The following is a 16,968-nucleotide window of genomic DNA, read 5'->3' on the forward strand; positions in this document are numbered from 1 at the left end:
CATCACGCACAGCCCTGACCCCCTATTCTTGCAAGGCCTACGACCATGACAGACACCCAGGATAAGAACTACATCATCGCCCTGGACCAGGGTACCACCAGTTCGCGGGCGATCATTTTCGACCGTGACGCCAATGTTGTGGGTACCTCCCAGCGCGAGTTCGCACAGCATTACCCGCAGGCGGGCTGGGTCGAGCATGACCCGATGGAGATTTTCGCCACACAAAGCGCGACCATGGTCGAGGCCCTGGCCCAGGCGGGTATCAGCCACGCCCAGGTTGCCGCGCTGGGCATTACCAACCAGCGCGAAACCACTGTGGTGTGGGACAAGGAAACCGGGCGCCCGGTATACAACGCCATTGTCTGGCAGTGCCGCCGCAGCACCGAGATCTGTGCTCAGCTCAAGCGTGACGGCCATGAAAACTACATTCGTGAAACCACCGGCCTGGTCACCGACCCGTATTTCTCCGGCACCAAGCTGAAGTGGATCCTCGACAATGTCGACGGCGCCCGTGAGCGCGCCGAGCGTGGCGAACTGCTGTTCGGCACCATCGACACCTGGCTGATCTGGAAATTTACCGGCGGCAAGGTGCACGTCACCGACTACACCAACGCCTCGCGCACACTGATGTTCAACATCCACAGCCTGCAGTGGGACGACAAGCTGCTGGAAATCCTGGGCATCCCGCGGCAAATGTTGCCTGAGGTGCGCCCATCCTCGGAAGTGTACGGCCACACCAAGAGCGGCATAGCCATCGCCGGTATCGCCGGCGACCAGCAATCGGCACTGTTCGGCCAGATGTGCGTGGAGCCGGGCCAAGCCAAGAATACCTACGGCACCGGCTGCTTCCTGTTGATGAACACGGGCGACCAGGCGGTGAAGTCGTCCCACGGCCTGCTCACGACCATTGCCTGCGGCCCGCGTGGAGAGGTGGCCTATGCACTGGAAGGCGCGGTATTCAATGGTGGCTCTACCGTGCAATGGCTGCGTGACGAACTGAAGATCGTCAACGACGCCCTGGATACCGAGTATTTCGCCAGCAAGGTCAAGGACAGCAATGGCGTTTACCTGGTGCCCGCCTTTACCGGCCTGGGTGCCCCGTACTGGGACCCGTATGCCCGTGGTGCGTTGTTCGGCCTGACACGTGGCGTGAAGGTGGACCACATCATCCGCGCCGCACTGGAGTCCATCGCCTACCAGACCCGCGATGTCCTCGACGCCATGCAGCAGGACTGTGGCCAGCGCTTGTCCGAACTGCGCGTGGACGGTGGTGCCGTGGCCAACAATTTCCTCATGCAGTTCCAGGCCGACATCCTCGGCACCTGCGTGGAGCGGCCGCAGATGCGCGAAACCACGGCGCTGGGCGCCGCCTATCTGGCAGGCCTGGCCTGTGGCTTCTGGAGTGGCCTGGACGAGCTGCGCGACAAGGCGATCATCGAGCGTGAGTTCAGCCCGCAACTGGACGAAACGCAGAAAGAAAAGCTGTATGCCGGCTGGAAGAAGGCGGTCGAGCGTACCCGTGACTGGGAAGATCACGAGGCATGATAGCTGTTGGGGCCGCCATGCGGCCCCAATCGTCTATTGGCCGTCATCCCCTTCCTACGGCATCATTGCAGAATTTGTCCGGCAGCCCCAAAGGACCGCCCATGAATCTGCCCCCCCGCCAACAACAAATCCTCGAACTGGTACGCGAACGCGGCTATGTCAGTATCGAGGAAATGGCGCAGCTGTTCGTTGTCACTCCCCAGACCATCCGACGCGACATCAACCAGCTTGCCGAGCTCAACCTGCTGCGCCGTTACCACGGCGGCGCGGCTTACGACTCGAGCATCGAGAACACCGCCTACGCCATGCGTGCAGACCAGATGCGTGACGAAAAGCAGCGCATTGCCGACGCCGTAGCCCGGCAGATTCCCGACCATGCGTCGCTGTTCATCAACATCGGCACCACCACCGAATCGATCGCACGGGCGCTGCTCAACCACAACCACCTGAAAGTCATCACCAACAACTTGCACGTGGCGGCGATCCTGGCCGCCAAGGACGATTTCGAAGTGCTGGTGGCGGGTGGCACGGTACGCCGTGATGGTGGTGTGGTCGGCCAGGCCAGTGTCGATTTCATCAACCAGTTCAAGGTCGACTTCGCCCTGGTGGGCATCAGCGGTATCGACGAGGATGGCAGCCTGCTCGATTTCGACTATCAGGAAGTGCGGGTGTCGCAAGCCATCATCGCCAATGCCCGGCAAGTGATCCTCGCGGCCGATTCCAGCAAGTTCGGGCGCAATGCCATGGTGCGCCTGGGCTCGATCGACCTGGTCGACTGCCTGGTGACCGACCAGACACCGACCCCAACCCTTACCCAATTGTTGAACCAGAACAAGATCAGGCTTGAGGTGGTTTGAGGGCTGGTGGGTGCATGCCGCCAGATTTTTGGTGTCTGCGTGAGCAAGCGCCCCCTCACCCAAGCGGTACCCGCTAAATTTTCGTAAATGTTCACTTCATTGTCATTTGATCAGTTTTTTCTATAGAGACTGACTGGCGACCGGCTTTCTGTTGCGCTAATATTTTCGCAAACGAACATCAATGTTCATATTCGATGTGAACAGCCCCAGGAGGCCTTGCCCGTGTCCCAGCCAGTTTCGTCCCAGCTCCCAACAGCCGACTGCTATGACCTTGCCGTGATCGGCGGTGGCATCAATGGCGTGGGCATCGCTGCCGACGCCGCTGGTCGCGGCTTGAAGGTCTTCCTTTGCGAAAAAGACGACTTGGCCCAACACACGTCGTCAGCCAGCAGCAAACTGATTCACGGTGGCCTGCGCTACCTGGAGCACTACGAATTTCGTCTTGTACGCGAGGCCTTGGCTGAACGCGAAGTGCTGCTGGCCAAGGCGCCGCACATCGTAAAGCCGATGCGCTTCGTGCTGCCGCACCGCCCGCACCTGCGCCCTGCATGGATGATCCGCGCCGGCCTGTTCCTCTACGACCACCTGGGCAAGCGCAAGCGCCTGGGCGCCTCGCGTAGCCTGCGCTTCGGTCCGGGCTACCCGCTGAAGCCGGCAATCACCCGCGGCTTCGAATACGCCGACTGCGCTGTCGATGACGCCCGCCTGGTAGTACTCAACGCCATGGCGGCCCGTGAGCTTGGCGCACATATCCACACCCGCACCCGCTGCTTGCGCGCCGAGCGTGTAGAGGGCTTGTGGCAGGTAGAACTGCAGCACGCCGACGGCAGCCTCCAGACGATCCATGCCCGCGCGCTGGTCAACGCCGCGGGCCCGTGGGTGGCCAGCTTCATCAAGGACGACCTCAAGCTCGATGCGCCTTACGGCATCCGCCTGATCCAGGGCAGCCACATTATCGTGCCGCGCCTGTATGAAGGTGAACATGCCTACATTCTGCAGAATGAAGACCAGCGCATTGTCTTCTGCATCCCGTACCTGGACCGCTTTACCCTGATCGGCACCACTGATCGGGAATACAGCGGCGACCCGGCCGCGGTCGCCATTACCGAGCAGGAAACACATTACCTGTTGAAGGTCGTCAACGAGCACTTCAATCATCAACTGAGCCAAGCCGACATCCTGCATACCTACTCCGGCGTTCGGCCGCTGTGCAACGACGAGTCGGACAACCCTTCGGCGGTGACCCGGGACTACACACTCGCCCTTTCGGCAGAGGCCGGCCAGGCACCGCTGCTGTCGGTATTCGGCGGCAAGCTCACCACCTACCGCAAACTGGCCGAATCGGCCATGGCTGAACTCAAGCCCTTCTTCACCCAGATGCGCGCCCCCTGGACCGCCAGTGCGCCACTGCCGGGCGCAGAGGGCATGACAACGGTACAGGCGCTGATCGATGCCGTACTGGCACGTTGCGGCTGGTTGCCTGTCGACCTGGCCAAACGCTGGGTGCTCACCTATGGTAGCCGTGTGTGGCGACTGCTCGATGGCGTTCACGGCCCCGAAGACCTCGGGCAGGCTATCGGTGCCGGGCTGTTCACCCGCGAGGTGGACTACCTGCTGGAAGAGGAATGGGCAGAGCAAACCGCTGACATTATCTGGCGTCGCACCAAGCTGGGCCTGTCGCTGACCGCGCAGGAGCAGATGGCCCTGGAGGCGTATCTGCAGCAAGCCCGCAAGGTGCGCGCGAATAGCCGCGCAGCCTGATACCGACGGTGAAGCCTTTTTGATTCGTCAAGGGGGCGTATTAGCCCAGCGCTCATAGGCTTCACGCGCCAAACGCGCCAGCAATGCCCGCTCGCTGCGATCGTAATCAGTCTTCAGTGCTTCACAGCGTTGCAGAAACTCGCTTTCGTTGATCACTTGCTCATCTACCTGAGCCTGTAGGGCCTCCATGCGCTGGTGCAGTGGTTGCACCAGCTCTTCAAATCGCTGGGCATGAAAGTCCCGCGCGTATCGCTCCCAGAAAGGCCGCTGTGCCAACGAGGCAATCAGAGCATCCGCCGACTCGTGCTGCAAGACCGTGTCCTGGGCCCGCAGCAGATCACTGGTGGTTACGTTCGCAAAACTCGGGAAATGCATTTCGTCGATCTCGACAGGCAAGCCCAACGGACGCGCAAGCCGCTGCCTGTAGAAGAGCCTGGTCTCAATTTCATCGATAATAGGGGCGTGCTCGGCATGCAAGCGTTGCACGTGCAGGGTAGCGAGGCGGTCGACCTCGTCCAGCCTGAACAAGCTACGCCCCAAGTTCAGCAACCGGGCTTCCATCTGGTTGCCATGGGCATCTTCGACGGCACGCAGTACCAAAACCCCAAGTTCCATCTGCTCCAGCAGCATCAGCAACCGGTCTACACAGCGGCGTTGGCCAGATGCCTCGATAAACAACTGTTGACGCAACTGCTCGTGCTGTTCGCATGCTTCCAGAATCCGCCAGATACGACTGCGGTAATGCCCAGGGTGCTCATTGAAGTCCGCGGTAATGACGAAGTCCGCGAGAAAGCTGAACAATCCGTCCGATTGCGGCTCCTCCCGTAGCGCTGTCCATATCGCCTGCTGGCGATCACGCTCAGCTCCGGATGTACTGCTGGCCCAACGACTTAACAGATCGCTGTCAATTGCACGATGGCGTGCGGATGCTGATCCCCACTGCCCCGGCGTCACTCCTCGCGCCTCGTCGAGCAACAATGCGTCAGCTTCGCTCAGTGGATTGTCATGCAAGGACAACTGGCGCACCTGCAAGCGCAACCGGTGCAAATCTCGGCGCAGCGTGCGGATGTTGTTGTCACGCAAGTCAACGTGGGCACGAAACGAAATGCGCTCAGGCAACGCCTCCAGAGCCGCAGAGCGCAGGTTGACTTCACGCAGATTGCCCAGGCCTGTCAATACCGGCGCCCTTCCCAACGGGTTGTCGTTGAGGTCCAGGCGCTGCAGCGCCCTCGCCCCGGCAAGACGCAACTCACCGGCCTCATCCATCACTATCCTGTTGTTGCCCAGATGAAGCTGCCGCAGGCGGGGCAACCGTTCAATGCCCTGAGGAATCGCAGTCAGGCGATTATCGGACAGGTCGAGTTCCACCAGATTGGGAAAACGCCGCAGGAAGTCCCAACTGATTTCACCAAGGCGCAGGTCTCTGAGGATCAGCCGTTGCACGTGATCAAAGCTTACCCCCTCAGGTAAATCGGGCAGGCTACCGACACGCTCGCCGTTGATAATCAACGCGTAATCCCCGGCCTGGTCGGTGATCTTACGCCGCCAACTGCGCCGTATAGCTCTAGCGACCTGACGGCGGCGTAGCGCATCGAGCGGATTACTGGCGTCCCGGCGCCACTGGCGCAGGCTCAGACGCATACGCGCCAGCTGATCCGTGAGCTGGCTGTAATGCTCCCACAACCCTACTCGCCGCTCCATGAGGTCGAGCAGATAGGCTTGGACTTCCCCGTCAGTCATTGTCGGAAACACTTGGTGAATACCACGACCTATGGCACGTCGGCTGCTCTCACCTCGCCCACTCAAGACATAACCAATACGCCCATCCCCCAAACGGGTCGGGGGTCGCAGGCCAACGCCCAGACGGGGCATGCCACAGAGCTCCGCCGCTTGGGTACGATCACCGGCAGCGGCCTCGATCAACAACGAGCCCAGGGCGCCTGGACTGACAGCAGCATCGCCGAGATCGGCAGTCTGCGTCTCGTCCAACGCAGACAGCAGTGCCGCCAGGTAGGGGCCGGATGTGCCTTGACCGGCGTAGCGGTAGCCGTCGCCGCGGCGCACGATACACCGTACATCCTCTGCAGACTCGGCGCCGATACCGGCCAGATATCGGCCACCCGGGCTACCTTCGCGCAGTTCGATGCGTAGGGTGTCCGGCCATTTCAGCTGACGCTTGAGCAAGCCCAAAGCCAGGCGTTCGGTGTCGGGATTGACGCAACGCGGCAGACGTAAACCGGCGCACGCCCTGTCCAGACGGCTTTCTCTCAGTGACCATCGTGCGCGCTCGGCCACTGCCAAAGGGATCCTCTGTGCGGTGCTGAGTGTATCGAGTTGCGCAGCGGTGCATTGCTGAAGCACTTCACGCGTGCAGCGGGCCGACAGGCCTGGGTAAGCGCGCTGCACTATCCGCTCGAGGCCATTGGGCAGCACTTGCCGAGCAGCAACGTGCTGCGCCAATTGCGGCGCGCTGAAATCCGGATGTAATTCATGGGCCTGGTAAAGCTCCAGGGCATCCAGCAACCGTGCAGGTGCGCCCATGTGCTCCACGTGCAAACGGCGAACCTGTGCTTCACTCAGCCCTGTCACCTGCAGCAGGTAATCACAAGCCTGCGCCGGTAGCTCTGCCAGCGGTGTACTCAAGCGGCGGACCAGATTGGCCCGCCCTTCCCAGCTCTGGGGAGCTTCGAGTTCATGACGCCAGCCGCCGGCTCCGTTCGGTTCGATCACCGGCCGGTAGGCACTGGGACGGCGAGGGTGCAGGATCCTGGAGCGGCCATCGTGCGGATCCTCCATCACCCTGTAACCCCTCTCATCAAGGTGCCAGAGCCATTCCTGCGCGCCGACGCCACGCAATGGTTGGGCATCGTAACCTGACAGATCCGTGGCCATGAGCTTGACCTTGCCAGCAGCGTGGCACACCGGAGCCAAGTCATCCACGAAGGCCACACGCTCCAGGGCGCGCTGGGCGATGTGGCTGCCGGCGGCGATCATCCCGCCTACCACAACGTTTTCGGCAACGTTGAACAGGTGGTTCAACGCCCCTTCGCGATCCCCGATGCGCCAATCTTGGTACCCTTCATACACTTCATCAGCCAGCTGTACCGCATTGGCCACCAGCAACACTTCACCCAGCACTGGCACGAAGAACCCCGCCACGTTCAGCAAGTCCATACCCAGTTCTTTGTAGCCCCGCATGCGCGCTTCGCGGTCTTCATCATCCTCGACATCGGTGGGCACGGCGAGCACTTTGGCGTCGTCCCTGACCTTGGCGATGAATTGCCGGCGCAGGTGTGCGAACGGCGCATCAGTGATCTTTGCAGAACGAGCGTCAAGTTCAACCCCCGCCGCCTGCGCCTGTGCGACCCGTTCGTTCAATACGCGATAGAAATTGACCCGCTCTCGCTCGGTAATGAAGCGTGCGAAAAAGCGCCGATATGCCGGCTTCCGAAAACGTTTTCCGAGGTAGGTGTCGAGTGCGTCCCAGCTGACGTGTTGGGAGACAGGCTCAAGTGGGTCACCGGGTATCCAAAGCACCACCGACTCTACTGCGCCATCCGCCGAAGGGCGTACTTCCAGCGTCAGTACACCTTGAATGGGGCGGCCCAGCAGGTACAGCTGTCGGGGTACAACAGTGCCAACCAGCACAGGCACCACCGGTTTTTCGGCGATAAGCGGCAACAGCAACCAATACGTGCGCTCGTCAATTTCGCCTTTGAACGCAGCGATCCGCATCGCCACCTCGAAATTGGCCCTGAAACTCCCCTCGAACTGCCCGTGCAAGCGAGCGATGGCCTGGCCCGGCTCATCCTGGGGGCCATCCTCAGGCTGCAGGTGGTGGGTGAGCAACGCCTGATACTTACCACCGGCATCTATTTCACGACACGCCGAGGCAAACGCATGGAAGCTCATTGGCAGGCGTTTGCCGTCGCCATCGACGAGTTCACCCTTGAGCATGTGCCCGGGGCGCGTTTCCTTGCGATGATAATTATGCAGCGCCGCCGCCAGCAGAGATCGCCCGGAGCGGCGAACATAGGTTGGCCGCAGCAGAACAGGCGAAGCGCTGGGCAGCAACAACCGCTGCGAGACCCGTACACTCCAACCCGTCACGTCCGGGTTGCTGATGCCGCTCTTGCGCAGTTTCGTTTTGAGCAACGTTGCTGCGTAGGCCTGCAAAGAAGGGATGGCCTGGAGGATCGGGCCAAGCCGCGCATTGCAGTGCGCCTGGCGACTCAGGGCATTACGTAACGCATCGAGCCTTTCCGGTTGGGCGTGGTCGACTAGCCATCCAGGCAAATTCTGGGCGATCAGGCTATCGATGGAATCGTTCGGGAGCAGGTGCGGTGACATCTGTGGAACTCTCCAGGCAAAGAGCAAAGCTCACTACGTCTGAGCCCTTGCCGCGCACTGCATAGTTACCGCAAGCGATACCGGGATAGGTGGCTGCCCATGCGTTCGGATAACCGAACGAGCAATCGCTGTTTATTCGGCCTGGCGAACCCTGGAGAGATGTCGAGACTGTCAAGCACGAGCAATACCAGTGGTTTAAGGTCGACAGCAGGGCTTGGCACGAGTCATGCTCTACACTTGGTAGCCGAATGCACCCGCTTCTTGCTGTATTCGTTGAACGAAGAGTCCGCCAACGGCTCCATAAAAAAAACAAACACGTCGAGGAAAATTTGATGCGTATCGTTCGTCAATTGCTGGGCGCAGCCATCGCGGCTGCAGTCATCGCTTCGCCGGCCATGGCCGAGGAGCTCACCGGCACCCTGAAGAAGATCAAGGAATCGGGCACCATCACCCTGGGGCACCGCGACTCCTCCATTCCATTTTCCTACCTGGCCGGCAAATCCGAGCCCGTCGGTTACTCGCATGACATCCAGCTGGCCGTCGTCGACGCGCTGAAAAAGCAACTGGGCACGGACATCAAGGTCCGTTACAACCTGGTCACCTCGCAAACCCGTATTCCGCTGGTGCAGAACGGCACCGTCGACCTGGAGTGCGGCTCCACCACCAACAACGTCGAGCGCCAGCAACAGGTTGGCTTCTCGGTCGGCATCTTCGAAGTCGGTACCCGCCTGTTGACCAAGGTCAAGGACGGTCAGCCGGCATACAAAGACTTCCCGGACCTGGCCGGCAAGAACGTGGTGACCACCGCCGGCACCACCTCCGAGCGCATCCTCAAGGCGATGAACGCTGACAAGCAGATGAAGATGAACGTGATTTCCGCCAAGGACCACGGTGAAGCCTTCAACATGCTCGAAAGCGGCCGCGCTGTGGCCTTCATGATGGACGACGCCCTGCTCGCCGGTGAAATGGCCAAGGCGCGCAAGCCAGCGGACTGGGTCATCACCGGTACCCCTCAGTCGTACGAAATCTACGGCTGCATGGTGCGCAAGGATGACGCTGCGTTCAAGAAAGCGGTCGACGACGCCATCGTTGCCTACTTCAAGTCGGGCGAAGTCAACAAAAGTTACGACAAGTGGTTCCAGCAGCCGATTCCACCAAAAGGCCTGAACCTCCAGTTCCCGATGAGCGACGAGTTGAAGAAACTGATCGCCGAGCCGACCGACAAGGCTGCGGACGAGAAGAAGTCCTGATCCTCAGCAAATAGTGGCCTGGTGCTCACAAGCACGAATCAATTCTGCAGGCCACTCATTAGTGTCTAACCTTTCATCCGAGGGCGCCAAGCGCCCCCGGATGCTCGAAGGTGCCCGTGAAACAACCGTCTGAGGGGAAATCCCGATGAATTACAACTGGGACTGGGGCGTGTTCTTCAAGTCCACCGGCGTGGGCAGCGAAACCTATCTGGACTGGTACATCACCGGCCTGGGCTGGACCATCGCCATCGCCATCACCGCCTGGATCATCGCGCTGCTGCTGGGGTCGCTCCTCGGTGTCATGCGTACCGTACCGAACCGCCTGGTATCGGGTATCGCCACCGCCTACGTGGAACTGTTCCGCAACGTGCCACTGCTGGTGCAACTGTTCATCTGGTACTTCCTGGTACCGGACCTGCTGCCAGAAGGCTTGCAGGAATGGTTCAAGCAGGACCTCAACCCGACCACTTCGGCGCTGATCAGCGTGGTCATCTGCCTGGGCCTGTTCACCGCCGCGCGCGTCTGTGAGCAAGTGCGTACCGGTATCCAGGCGCTGCCCAAAGGCCAGGAAGCTGCCGCTCGCGCCATGGGCTTCAGCCTCCCGCAGATCTACAACAATGTGCTGCTGCCGCAGGCCTACCGGATCATCATTCCGCCGCTCACCTCCGAGTTCCTCAACGTATTCAAGAACTCCTCGGTGGCGTCGCTGATTGGCCTGATGGAGCTGCTCGCGCAGACCAAACAGACCGCAGAGTTTTCCGCCAACCTGTTCGAGGCGTTCACCCTGGCCACGCTGATCTACTTCACCCTGAACATGGGCCTGATGCTGCTCATGCGCATGGTCGAGAAGAAAGTCGCCGTGCCTGGCCTGATTTCCGTGGGGGGCAAGTAAATGGAAATGGATTTCAGCGAAATCATCCCCGCCCTGCCTGCCCTCTGGGAGGGCATGGTCATGACCCTCAAACTGATGGTCATGGGCGTCATCGGCGGTATCGTGCTGGGCACCATCCTGGCCCTGATGCGCCTGTCGTCGAGCAAACTGCTGTCGAACGTGGCCGGCGCCTACGTCAACTACTTCCGCTCGATCCCGCTGCTGCTGGTGATCACCTGGTTCTACCTGGCGGTACCGTTCGTGCTGCGCTGGATCACCGGCGAAGATACCCCGGTGGGTGCCTTCACCTCCTGCGTGGTCGCCTTCATGATGTTCGAGGCCGCGTATTTCTGCGAAATCGTACGCGCCGGTGTGCAGTCGATCTCCAAGGGCCAGATGGGCGCCGCACAAGCGCTGGGCATGAACTACGCGCAGACCATGCGCCTGATCATCCTGCCCCAGGCCTTCCGCAAGATGACCCCGCTGCTGCTGCAGCAGAGCATCATCCTGTTCCAGGACACCTCGCTGGTGTACACCGTGGGCCTGGTCGACTTCCTCAACTCGGCACGCTCCAACGGCGACATCATCGGGCGCTCCCATGAGTTCCTGATCTTCGCCGGCGTCGTCTACTTCCTCATCAGCTTCTCCGCTTCGTGGCTGGTCAAGCGCCTGCAAAAAAGGATCACCGTATGATTTCCATCAAGAACGTCAACAAGTGGTACGGCGACTTCCAGGTACTGACCGACTGCAGCACCGAGGTCAAGAAAGGTGAGGTAGTGGTGGTCTGTGGCCCGTCGGGCTCGGGCAAGTCCACCCTGATCAAGTGCGTCAACGCGCTGGAGCCGTTCCAGAAGGGCGACATCGTGGTCGATGGCACTTCGATTGCCGACCCTAAGACCAACCTGCCCAAGCTGCGCTCGCGGGTGGGCATGGTGTTCCAGCACTTCGAGCTGTTCCCGCACCTGACCATCACCGAGAACCTGACCATTGCCCAGCGCAAGGTGCTGGGCCGCAGCGAGGCGGAAGCCACCAAGAAGGGCCTGGCGCTGCTCGAGCGTGTAGGCCTCAGTGCCCATGCCAAGAAACACCCCGGCCAGCTCTCCGGTGGCCAGCAGCAGCGCGTGGCAATCGCCCGCGCCTTGGCGATGGACCCGATCGTCATGCTGTTCGACGAACCCACCTCCGCACTGGACCCGGAAATGGTCAGCGAGGTACTGGACGTGATGGTGCAACTGGCCCACGAAGGCATGACCATGATGTGCGTAACCCACGAGATGGGCTTTGCCCGCAAAGTCGCCAACCGGGTCATCTTCATGGACAAGGGCAGCATCATCGAAGACTGCACCAAGGAAGCGTTCTTCGGTGACCAGAGCGCCCGCGACCAGCGCACCCAGCACTTCCTCAGCAAGATCCTGCAGCACTGACCCGGCCACAGCTTCCGCTGCCAGGGACCCACCAGGCAGCGGAAGCTGGTCGTAACAAGGCCACTGTGATGAAATGCGATCCCTCGCTACTTCGCCCTGCCAAGCCTGCCGTGAATTCCCGCCTGATCCGTCAATTGCTGTTACCACCACTGATCATCCTGCTGATGGTCGGCCTGGGAATGGCTGGCTACCTGATCAGCGAGAGCAATGGTATCCGCACCCTCAGCGAAAACGGCGAACGCCAGCTGGAGCTGCATGCACGCACGGTCGAAAGCGAAATCAGCAAGTACACCTACCTGCCGAGCCTGCTGGAGCTGGAAGACAGCGTCTCGCACCTGCTCACCGACCCGGACGGCGCCTCACGCCAGACGGTCAACGAATACCTTGAAGGCCTGAACCGTCGCAGTCGCAGTCGAGCCATCTTCGTCCTGGACACCAATGGCCGGGTACAGGCCACCAGCAACTGGCGCGATGCCGACTCGTTCCTGGGTGAAGACCTGTCGTTCCGCGCCTACTTCCAGACTGCCGTGCGCGGCGAGCCCGGGCGTTTCTACGGCATCGGCAGTACCACTGGCGAGGCTGGCTATTACCTGGCCCATGGCCTTGAAGAGCACGGTAAGATCATAGGCGTTGCGGTGATCAAGGTGCGCCTGGACACCCTCGAGGAGCGCTGGCAGCGTGCCCGCCTGGAGGCGTTCGTCAGCGACGAGAATGGCATCATCATTCTCTCCAGCGACCCGGCCCGGCGCCTTAAGTCGGTGCGCCCGTTGACCCCGCAAATCAAGGAGCGCCTGGCGCGAAGCCTGCAGTACTACTGGTGGCCGCTGAACGAATTGCAGCCCCTGGCCCGGGAAACCCTGGCCGATGGTGTGGAAAAACTGACCTTCCCGGCCAACACCGAAACCGCTCATGGCAAACCGCACGAAGTGGCCTACCTGGCGCAAACCAGGCGCCTGGTCGACACACCCTGGCATTTCACCCTGCTGACCCCACTGCAGGACCTGCGTCGCGAATCCATGGTGCAGGGCATTCTGGTGGGCGTGGCCTTTGCCTTGCTGGCGATCCTCGGCATTGCCTGGAACGAGCGGCGCAAAGTGATCGCCACCCGCCTGGCGGCCCGCGAAGCCCTTGAAGAGGCCAACAGCCAGCTGGAGCGACGGATTGCCGAACGCACCGCCGACCTGCGCGCCAGCAACGAACGCCTCAAGGGCCAGATTCGCGAGCGCCGGCATGCCGAGCAGACTTTGCGCCACGCCCAGGATGAGCTGGTGCAAGCAGGTAAGCTGGCCGCCATCGGGCAAATGTCTACCAGCATTGCCCACGAGCTGAACCAACCCTTGGCTGCGCTGCGCACCTTGTCTGGCAATACGGTGCGCTTCCTTGAGCGCGGGGCGCTGGAAACTGCCAGCACCAACCTGCGCACCATGAATGACCTGATCGACCGCATGGGCCGCATCACCGCCAGCCTGCGCTCGTTCGCCCGGCGCGGCGATGACAGCGGCCAGGCTTCACTGGCCAAGGCAGTAGAGGCCACCCTGCAGGTGCTGGCCAACCGCATCAGTGCCTGTCATTTGCAATTGCACCACCAGTTCGAGGACCAGCAACTGGCCATCGACCAGACCCGCCTGGAGCAGATTCTGGTCAACCTGATCGGGAATGCCCTTGACGCCATGGCCGCGCAACCGCAGCCTGAGCTATGGCTGGAAGGCGAGTTGCAGGGTGACAAGTACCGTTTGCAGGTGCGCGACAATGGCCACGGTATCGACCCCGAAGCGCGCAAGCACCTGTTCGAACCCTTCTTTACCACCAAACCGGGCGAGCATGGCCTGGGCCTGGGCCTGACCCTGTCGGCGAGCCTTGCCGCCGCCGCCAAGGGAAGCCTAAACGTCGAGCATCCCGTCACCGGCGGCACGGCCTTTGTCCTGGCCCTGCCTCTGGTTTCACCCCCTAGCGAATCGGCAGAGCATCCATGAACCAAGCGCCTCTTACCGTCCTGATCGTCGAAGACGACCCGCATGTGCTGCTCGGCTGCCAGCAGGCGCTGGCCCTGGAGGATATCGCCTGCGAGGGCGTAGGCAGCGCCGAACAGGCGCTGGAACGCATCGGCGACGATTTCGCCGGCATTGTCGTCAGCGATATCCGCTTGCCGGGTATTGATGGCCTGGAGCTGCTCAATCGCCTCAAGGCCCGTGACCGCAGCCTGCCGGTGGTACTGATCACTGGCCATGGCGATATCGACATGGCCGTTGGCGCCATGCGTAACGGCGCCTACGACTTCATGGAAAAACCGTTCTCCCCCGAGCGCCTGGTCGATGTGGTACGCCGCGCGCTGGAACAGCGCGGGCTGTCACGCGAAGTGGTGGCCCTGCGCCGCCAGCTGGCCGAACAGAGCAGCCTGGAGGGACGCATCATTGGTCGCTCACCGGCCATGGAGCACTTGCGCGAACTGATCGCCAACGTCGCCGACACCTCAGCCAACGTGCTGATCGAAGGCGAGACCGGCACCGGCAAAGAGCTGGTCGCACGGTGCCTGCACGACTTCAGCCGACGCCAGAGCCACCCGTTCGTGGCGCTGAACTGTGGCGGCCTGCCGGAAAACCTGTTTGAAAGCGAGATATTCGGCCACGAAGCCAACGCCTTCACCGGTGCCGGCAAACGCCGCATCGGCAAGATCGAACACGCCAATGGCGGCACGCTGTTCCTCGATGAAGTGGAGAGCATGCCGATCAACCTGCAGATCAAGCTGCTGCGTGTGCTGCAGGAGCGCACCTTGGAGCGATTGGGCTCGAACCAGAGCATCCCGGTGGATTGCCGGGTGATCGCCGCGACAAAGGCCGACCTCGATGCCTTGGGCCAGAGCGGCCAGTTCCGCAGCGACCTGTATTACCGGCTGAACGTGGTCACCCTGGAGCTGCCGCCGCTGCGTGAGCGCCGTGAAGACATCCTGCAGTTGTTCGAACATTTTCTGCAGCAGTCGGCCCTGCGCTTCGACCGCGAAACACCGACACTGGACAGCCAGACCCTGTCGCGCCTGATGGCCCATGACTGGCCGGGTAACGTGCGCGAGTTGCGTAACGTGGCCGAGCGCTATGCCCTCGGCCTGCCAGCGTTCAAGAAAGGCCCCAGCGGTGGTGCCAACCAAGGCCTGCTTTTTGCCGAGGCGGTGGAAGCATTCGAACGCAACCTGCTCACTGATGCCCTGCAACGCACGGGTGGCAACCTGAGCCAGGCCAGCCAGGAGCTGGGCATGGCCAAGACCACGCTGTTCGACAAAGTGAAAAAATACGGCCTCGCCTGACTCGAACCCAAACTGGAAAACAACGTGGACCTGGTATTCAAAGCGGCCCTGGGCGCAGGCGTGGTGCTGTTGCTGGCGGTGCTGTCGAAAACGCGCAACTACTACATCGCAGGACTGGTGCCGCTGTTCCCCACCTTTGCCCTGATTGCGCACTACATCGTCGGCAAGGGGCGCAGCATTGCCGACCTGAAGACCACCATCCTGTTTGGCATGTGGTCGATCATTCCGTATTTCGTGTACCTGGCAACCCTGTATGTACTGGTCGACCGCTTGCGCCTCGAGCCTTCGATGGCGCTGGCCACGCTGGCCTGGCTGATCGCCGCGACTGTGCTGGTGACTGTGTGGGTGCGGATGCACTGATCGAAATCGGCACTGGCTGCTTCGCGGGCTCGCCCGCTCCCATAGGGTCTCCACAATGTCTGAGATCGGTGCAGCACCTGTGGGAGCGAGCAAGCCCGCGAAGCAGCCTGCGCGGATTCAGAGCCCTGCGATGTGCGTGACCGCTTGCCTATGCGCCTGCAAATAAGGCAACACCGCCCCCAGTAACGGCGCCTTGAACGGCTCCTGAAAACGGTGCGCCAACCCCGGGATCAAGCGTAACTGGCTGCCCTGGATATGCGCCGCCAGGTGCACGCCATGCATGACCGGCAATAACGGATCAGCCGTGCCGTGTACCACCAGGGTCGGCACTCGCAACTGGTTGAGCAACTCGACGCGGCTCGGCTCGGCCAGTATCGCCATGATCTGGCGCTTGGCCCCGTCAGGGTTGAACGCCCGGTCGTAGGCCTGCGCCGCCTGGTGCAGCAACACTTCGCGGTCGTCCCGTACCTCAGGGCTGCCCAAGGCCGCCAGCAGGTCGGCCTGCTGCTCGATTGCCACTTCTCGGTTCGGTGCGCTGCGCCGGGCCAGCAACTGCACCAGCGCCGGGTCCGGCGCCGGCAGCCCCGCCGCCCCTGAACTGGACATGACCAGCGTCAGGCTGCGCACTCGCTCGGGCGCCATCGCCGCCAGGTGCTGCGCAATCATGCCGCCCATGCTTACCCCCAATACATGAAACTGGCGCACGCCCAACGCGTCCATCAGGCGCAAGCCGTCATCGGCCATATCAGTCAGCGTATAGGGCGCCGACACGTGCAGGCCCAACTTGTAACGCAACAGTTCGAGCGTCAGGTTGGCGTGCGGTGGCATCTGGTTCCAGCGTGACAGGCCGACATCGCGGTTGTCATAGCGGATCACCCGAAAACCTTGGCGGCACAATGCCTCGACCACATCATCTGGCCAATGAATCAGCTGCCCGCCCAAGCCCATGACCAGCAGCAAGGCCGGGTCGCGTGGCGCACCCACGCTTTGGTATACCAGGCTGACGGCACCAAGTTCGGCACGTTGCACCGGCACCCGGGCGTCACAGTGCTGTTCGGCGAAACTCGCCGGTGCGCTGAACAGAAAGAAAAGAAAAAACCAAAAAGCCCGCATGAAAGAAACACCAGAATGCAGATCCCCAGTAGAGCGCGAGTCTGATGAATTCTGTTCGGGCGCGCTGCCACAGTTCGGTGACAGTTTCATGACTCCCGCCAGGCGGTGCGACGATCGCCCAGTCGACAGATGCCGCATC

At 61.5% G+C, this 16,968-nt stretch carries 12 protein-coding genes; 10 read left to right on the forward strand and 2 right to left on the reverse strand.

What is annotated here, in order from left to right; genetic code table 11:
• Window positions 1–45 precede the first annotated feature (45 nt).
• The 3 genes from glpK to glpD all read left to right on the forward strand — a co-directional run bounded on the left by glpK (window position 46) and on the right by glpD (window position 4,163).
• A complete protein-coding gene (glpK, locus tag QYE47_RS12825) occupies window positions 46–1,545 on the forward strand; it encodes a glycerol kinase GlpK (RefSeq protein ID WP_014589908.1) in 1,500 nt (499 codons plus the stop codon).
• A gap of 101 nt (window positions 1,546–1,646) precedes the next feature.
• Window positions 1,647–2,402, forward strand: coding sequence for a DNA-binding transcriptional repressor GlpR (gene glpR / locus QYE47_RS12830; RefSeq protein WP_003254962.1), 756 nt, complete (start codon window positions 1,647–1,649; stop codon window positions 2,400–2,402).
• Between the two features lie 222 nt (window positions 2,403–2,624).
• On the forward strand, window positions 2,625–4,163 hold the full coding sequence (gene glpD, locus QYE47_RS12835) for a glycerol-3-phosphate dehydrogenase (RefSeq protein WP_070383523.1): 1,539 nt from the start codon (window positions 2,625–2,627) through the stop codon (window positions 4,161–4,163).
• 27 nt (window positions 4,164–4,190) lie between these two features.
• Here glpD and QYE47_RS12840 read toward each other — a convergent pair whose 3' ends face one another.
• Window positions 4,191–8,513, reverse strand: coding sequence for an NEL-type E3 ubiquitin ligase domain-containing protein (locus QYE47_RS12840; protein ID WP_070383522.1), 4,323 nt, complete (start codon window positions 8,511–8,513; stop codon window positions 4,191–4,193).
• A 332-nt stretch (window positions 8,514–8,845) separates the two neighbouring features.
• On the opposite strand from QYE47_RS12840, the gene QYE47_RS12845 reads away from it, so the two are divergent.
• The 7 genes from QYE47_RS12845 to QYE47_RS12875 all read left to right on the forward strand — a co-directional run bounded on the left by QYE47_RS12845 (window position 8,846) and on the right by QYE47_RS12875 (window position 15,716).
• Window positions 8,846–9,763 carry a glutamate/aspartate ABC transporter substrate-binding protein gene (locus QYE47_RS12845; protein ID WP_014589905.1) on the forward strand — a complete coding sequence of 306 codons (918 nt, stop codon included), beginning with the start codon at window positions 8,846–8,848 and terminating at the stop codon, window positions 9,761–9,763.
• Between the two features lie 145 nt (window positions 9,764–9,908).
• Complete coding sequence (locus tag QYE47_RS12850) at window positions 9,909–10,655, forward strand: amino acid ABC transporter permease (protein WP_010952242.1); 747 nt, start codon at window positions 9,909–9,911, stop codon at window positions 10,653–10,655.
• A complete protein-coding gene (locus QYE47_RS12855) occupies window positions 10,656–11,327 on the forward strand; it encodes an amino acid ABC transporter permease (protein ID WP_003254970.1) in 672 nt (223 codons plus the stop codon). It abuts the gene before it with no gap.
• Window positions 11,324–12,058 carry an amino acid ABC transporter ATP-binding protein gene (locus QYE47_RS12860; RefSeq protein WP_014589904.1) on the forward strand — a complete coding sequence of 245 codons (735 nt, stop codon included), beginning with the start codon at window positions 11,324–11,326 and terminating at the stop codon, window positions 12,056–12,058. Before QYE47_RS12855 ends, QYE47_RS12860 begins: the two co-directional genes overlap by 4 nt.
• Before the next feature lie 68 nt (window positions 12,059–12,126).
• A complete protein-coding gene (locus tag QYE47_RS12865) occupies window positions 12,127–14,031 on the forward strand; it encodes an ATP-binding protein (RefSeq protein WP_019438135.1) in 1,905 nt (634 codons plus the stop codon).
• Window positions 14,028–15,356, forward strand: coding sequence for a sigma-54 dependent transcriptional regulator (locus tag QYE47_RS12870; protein WP_010952238.1), 1,329 nt, complete (start codon window positions 14,028–14,030; stop codon window positions 15,354–15,356). Before QYE47_RS12865 ends, QYE47_RS12870 begins: the two co-directional genes overlap by 4 nt.
• A 24-nt stretch (window positions 15,357–15,380) precedes the next feature.
• Window positions 15,381–15,716, forward strand: a complete 336-nt coding sequence (locus QYE47_RS12875) for a GlpM family protein (protein WP_014589902.1) — start codon at window positions 15,381–15,383, stop codon at window positions 15,714–15,716.
• 117 nt (window positions 15,717–15,833) lie between these two features.
• On the opposite strand, the gene QYE47_RS12880 is transcribed toward QYE47_RS12875, so the two are convergent.
• Window positions 15,834–16,829, reverse strand: coding sequence for an alpha/beta hydrolase (locus QYE47_RS12880; RefSeq protein WP_070383521.1), 996 nt, complete (start codon window positions 16,827–16,829; stop codon window positions 15,834–15,836).
• Window positions 16,830–16,968 lie beyond the last annotated feature (139 nt).

This window comes from Pseudomonas sp. 2,4-D (assembly GCF_030418155.1).
Lineage (GTDB): Bacteria > Pseudomonadota > Gammaproteobacteria > Pseudomonadales > Pseudomonadaceae > Aquipseudomonas > Aquipseudomonas alloputida.

Coding starts and splice junctions, on each gene's coding strand:
- glpK (WP_014589908.1), top strand. CDS start 46: ATGACAGACACCCAGGATAAGAACTACATCATCGCCCTGGACCAGGGT.
- glpR (WP_003254962.1), top strand. CDS start 1,647: ATGAATCTGCCCCCCCGCCAACAACAAATCCTCGAACTGGTACGCGAA.
- QYE47_RS12840 (WP_070383522.1), bottom strand. CDS start 8,513: ATGTCACCGCACCTGCTCCCGAACGATTCCATCGATAGCCTGATCGCC.
- QYE47_RS12845 (WP_014589905.1), top strand. CDS start 8,846: ATGCGTATCGTTCGTCAATTGCTGGGCGCAGCCATCGCGGCTGCAGTC.
- QYE47_RS12850 (WP_010952242.1), top strand. CDS start 9,909: ATGAATTACAACTGGGACTGGGGCGTGTTCTTCAAGTCCACCGGCGTG.
- QYE47_RS12855 (WP_003254970.1), top strand. CDS start 10,656: ATGGAAATGGATTTCAGCGAAATCATCCCCGCCCTGCCTGCCCTCTGG.
- QYE47_RS12860 (WP_014589904.1), top strand. CDS start 11,324: ATGATTTCCATCAAGAACGTCAACAAGTGGTACGGCGACTTCCAGGTA.
- QYE47_RS12865 (WP_019438135.1), top strand. CDS start 12,127: ATGAAATGCGATCCCTCGCTACTTCGCCCTGCCAAGCCTGCCGTGAAT.
- QYE47_RS12870 (WP_010952238.1), top strand. CDS start 14,028: ATGAACCAAGCGCCTCTTACCGTCCTGATCGTCGAAGACGACCCGCAT.
- QYE47_RS12880 (WP_070383521.1), bottom strand. CDS start 16,829: ATGCGGGCTTTTTGGTTTTTTCTTTTCTTTCTGTTCAGCGCACCGGCG.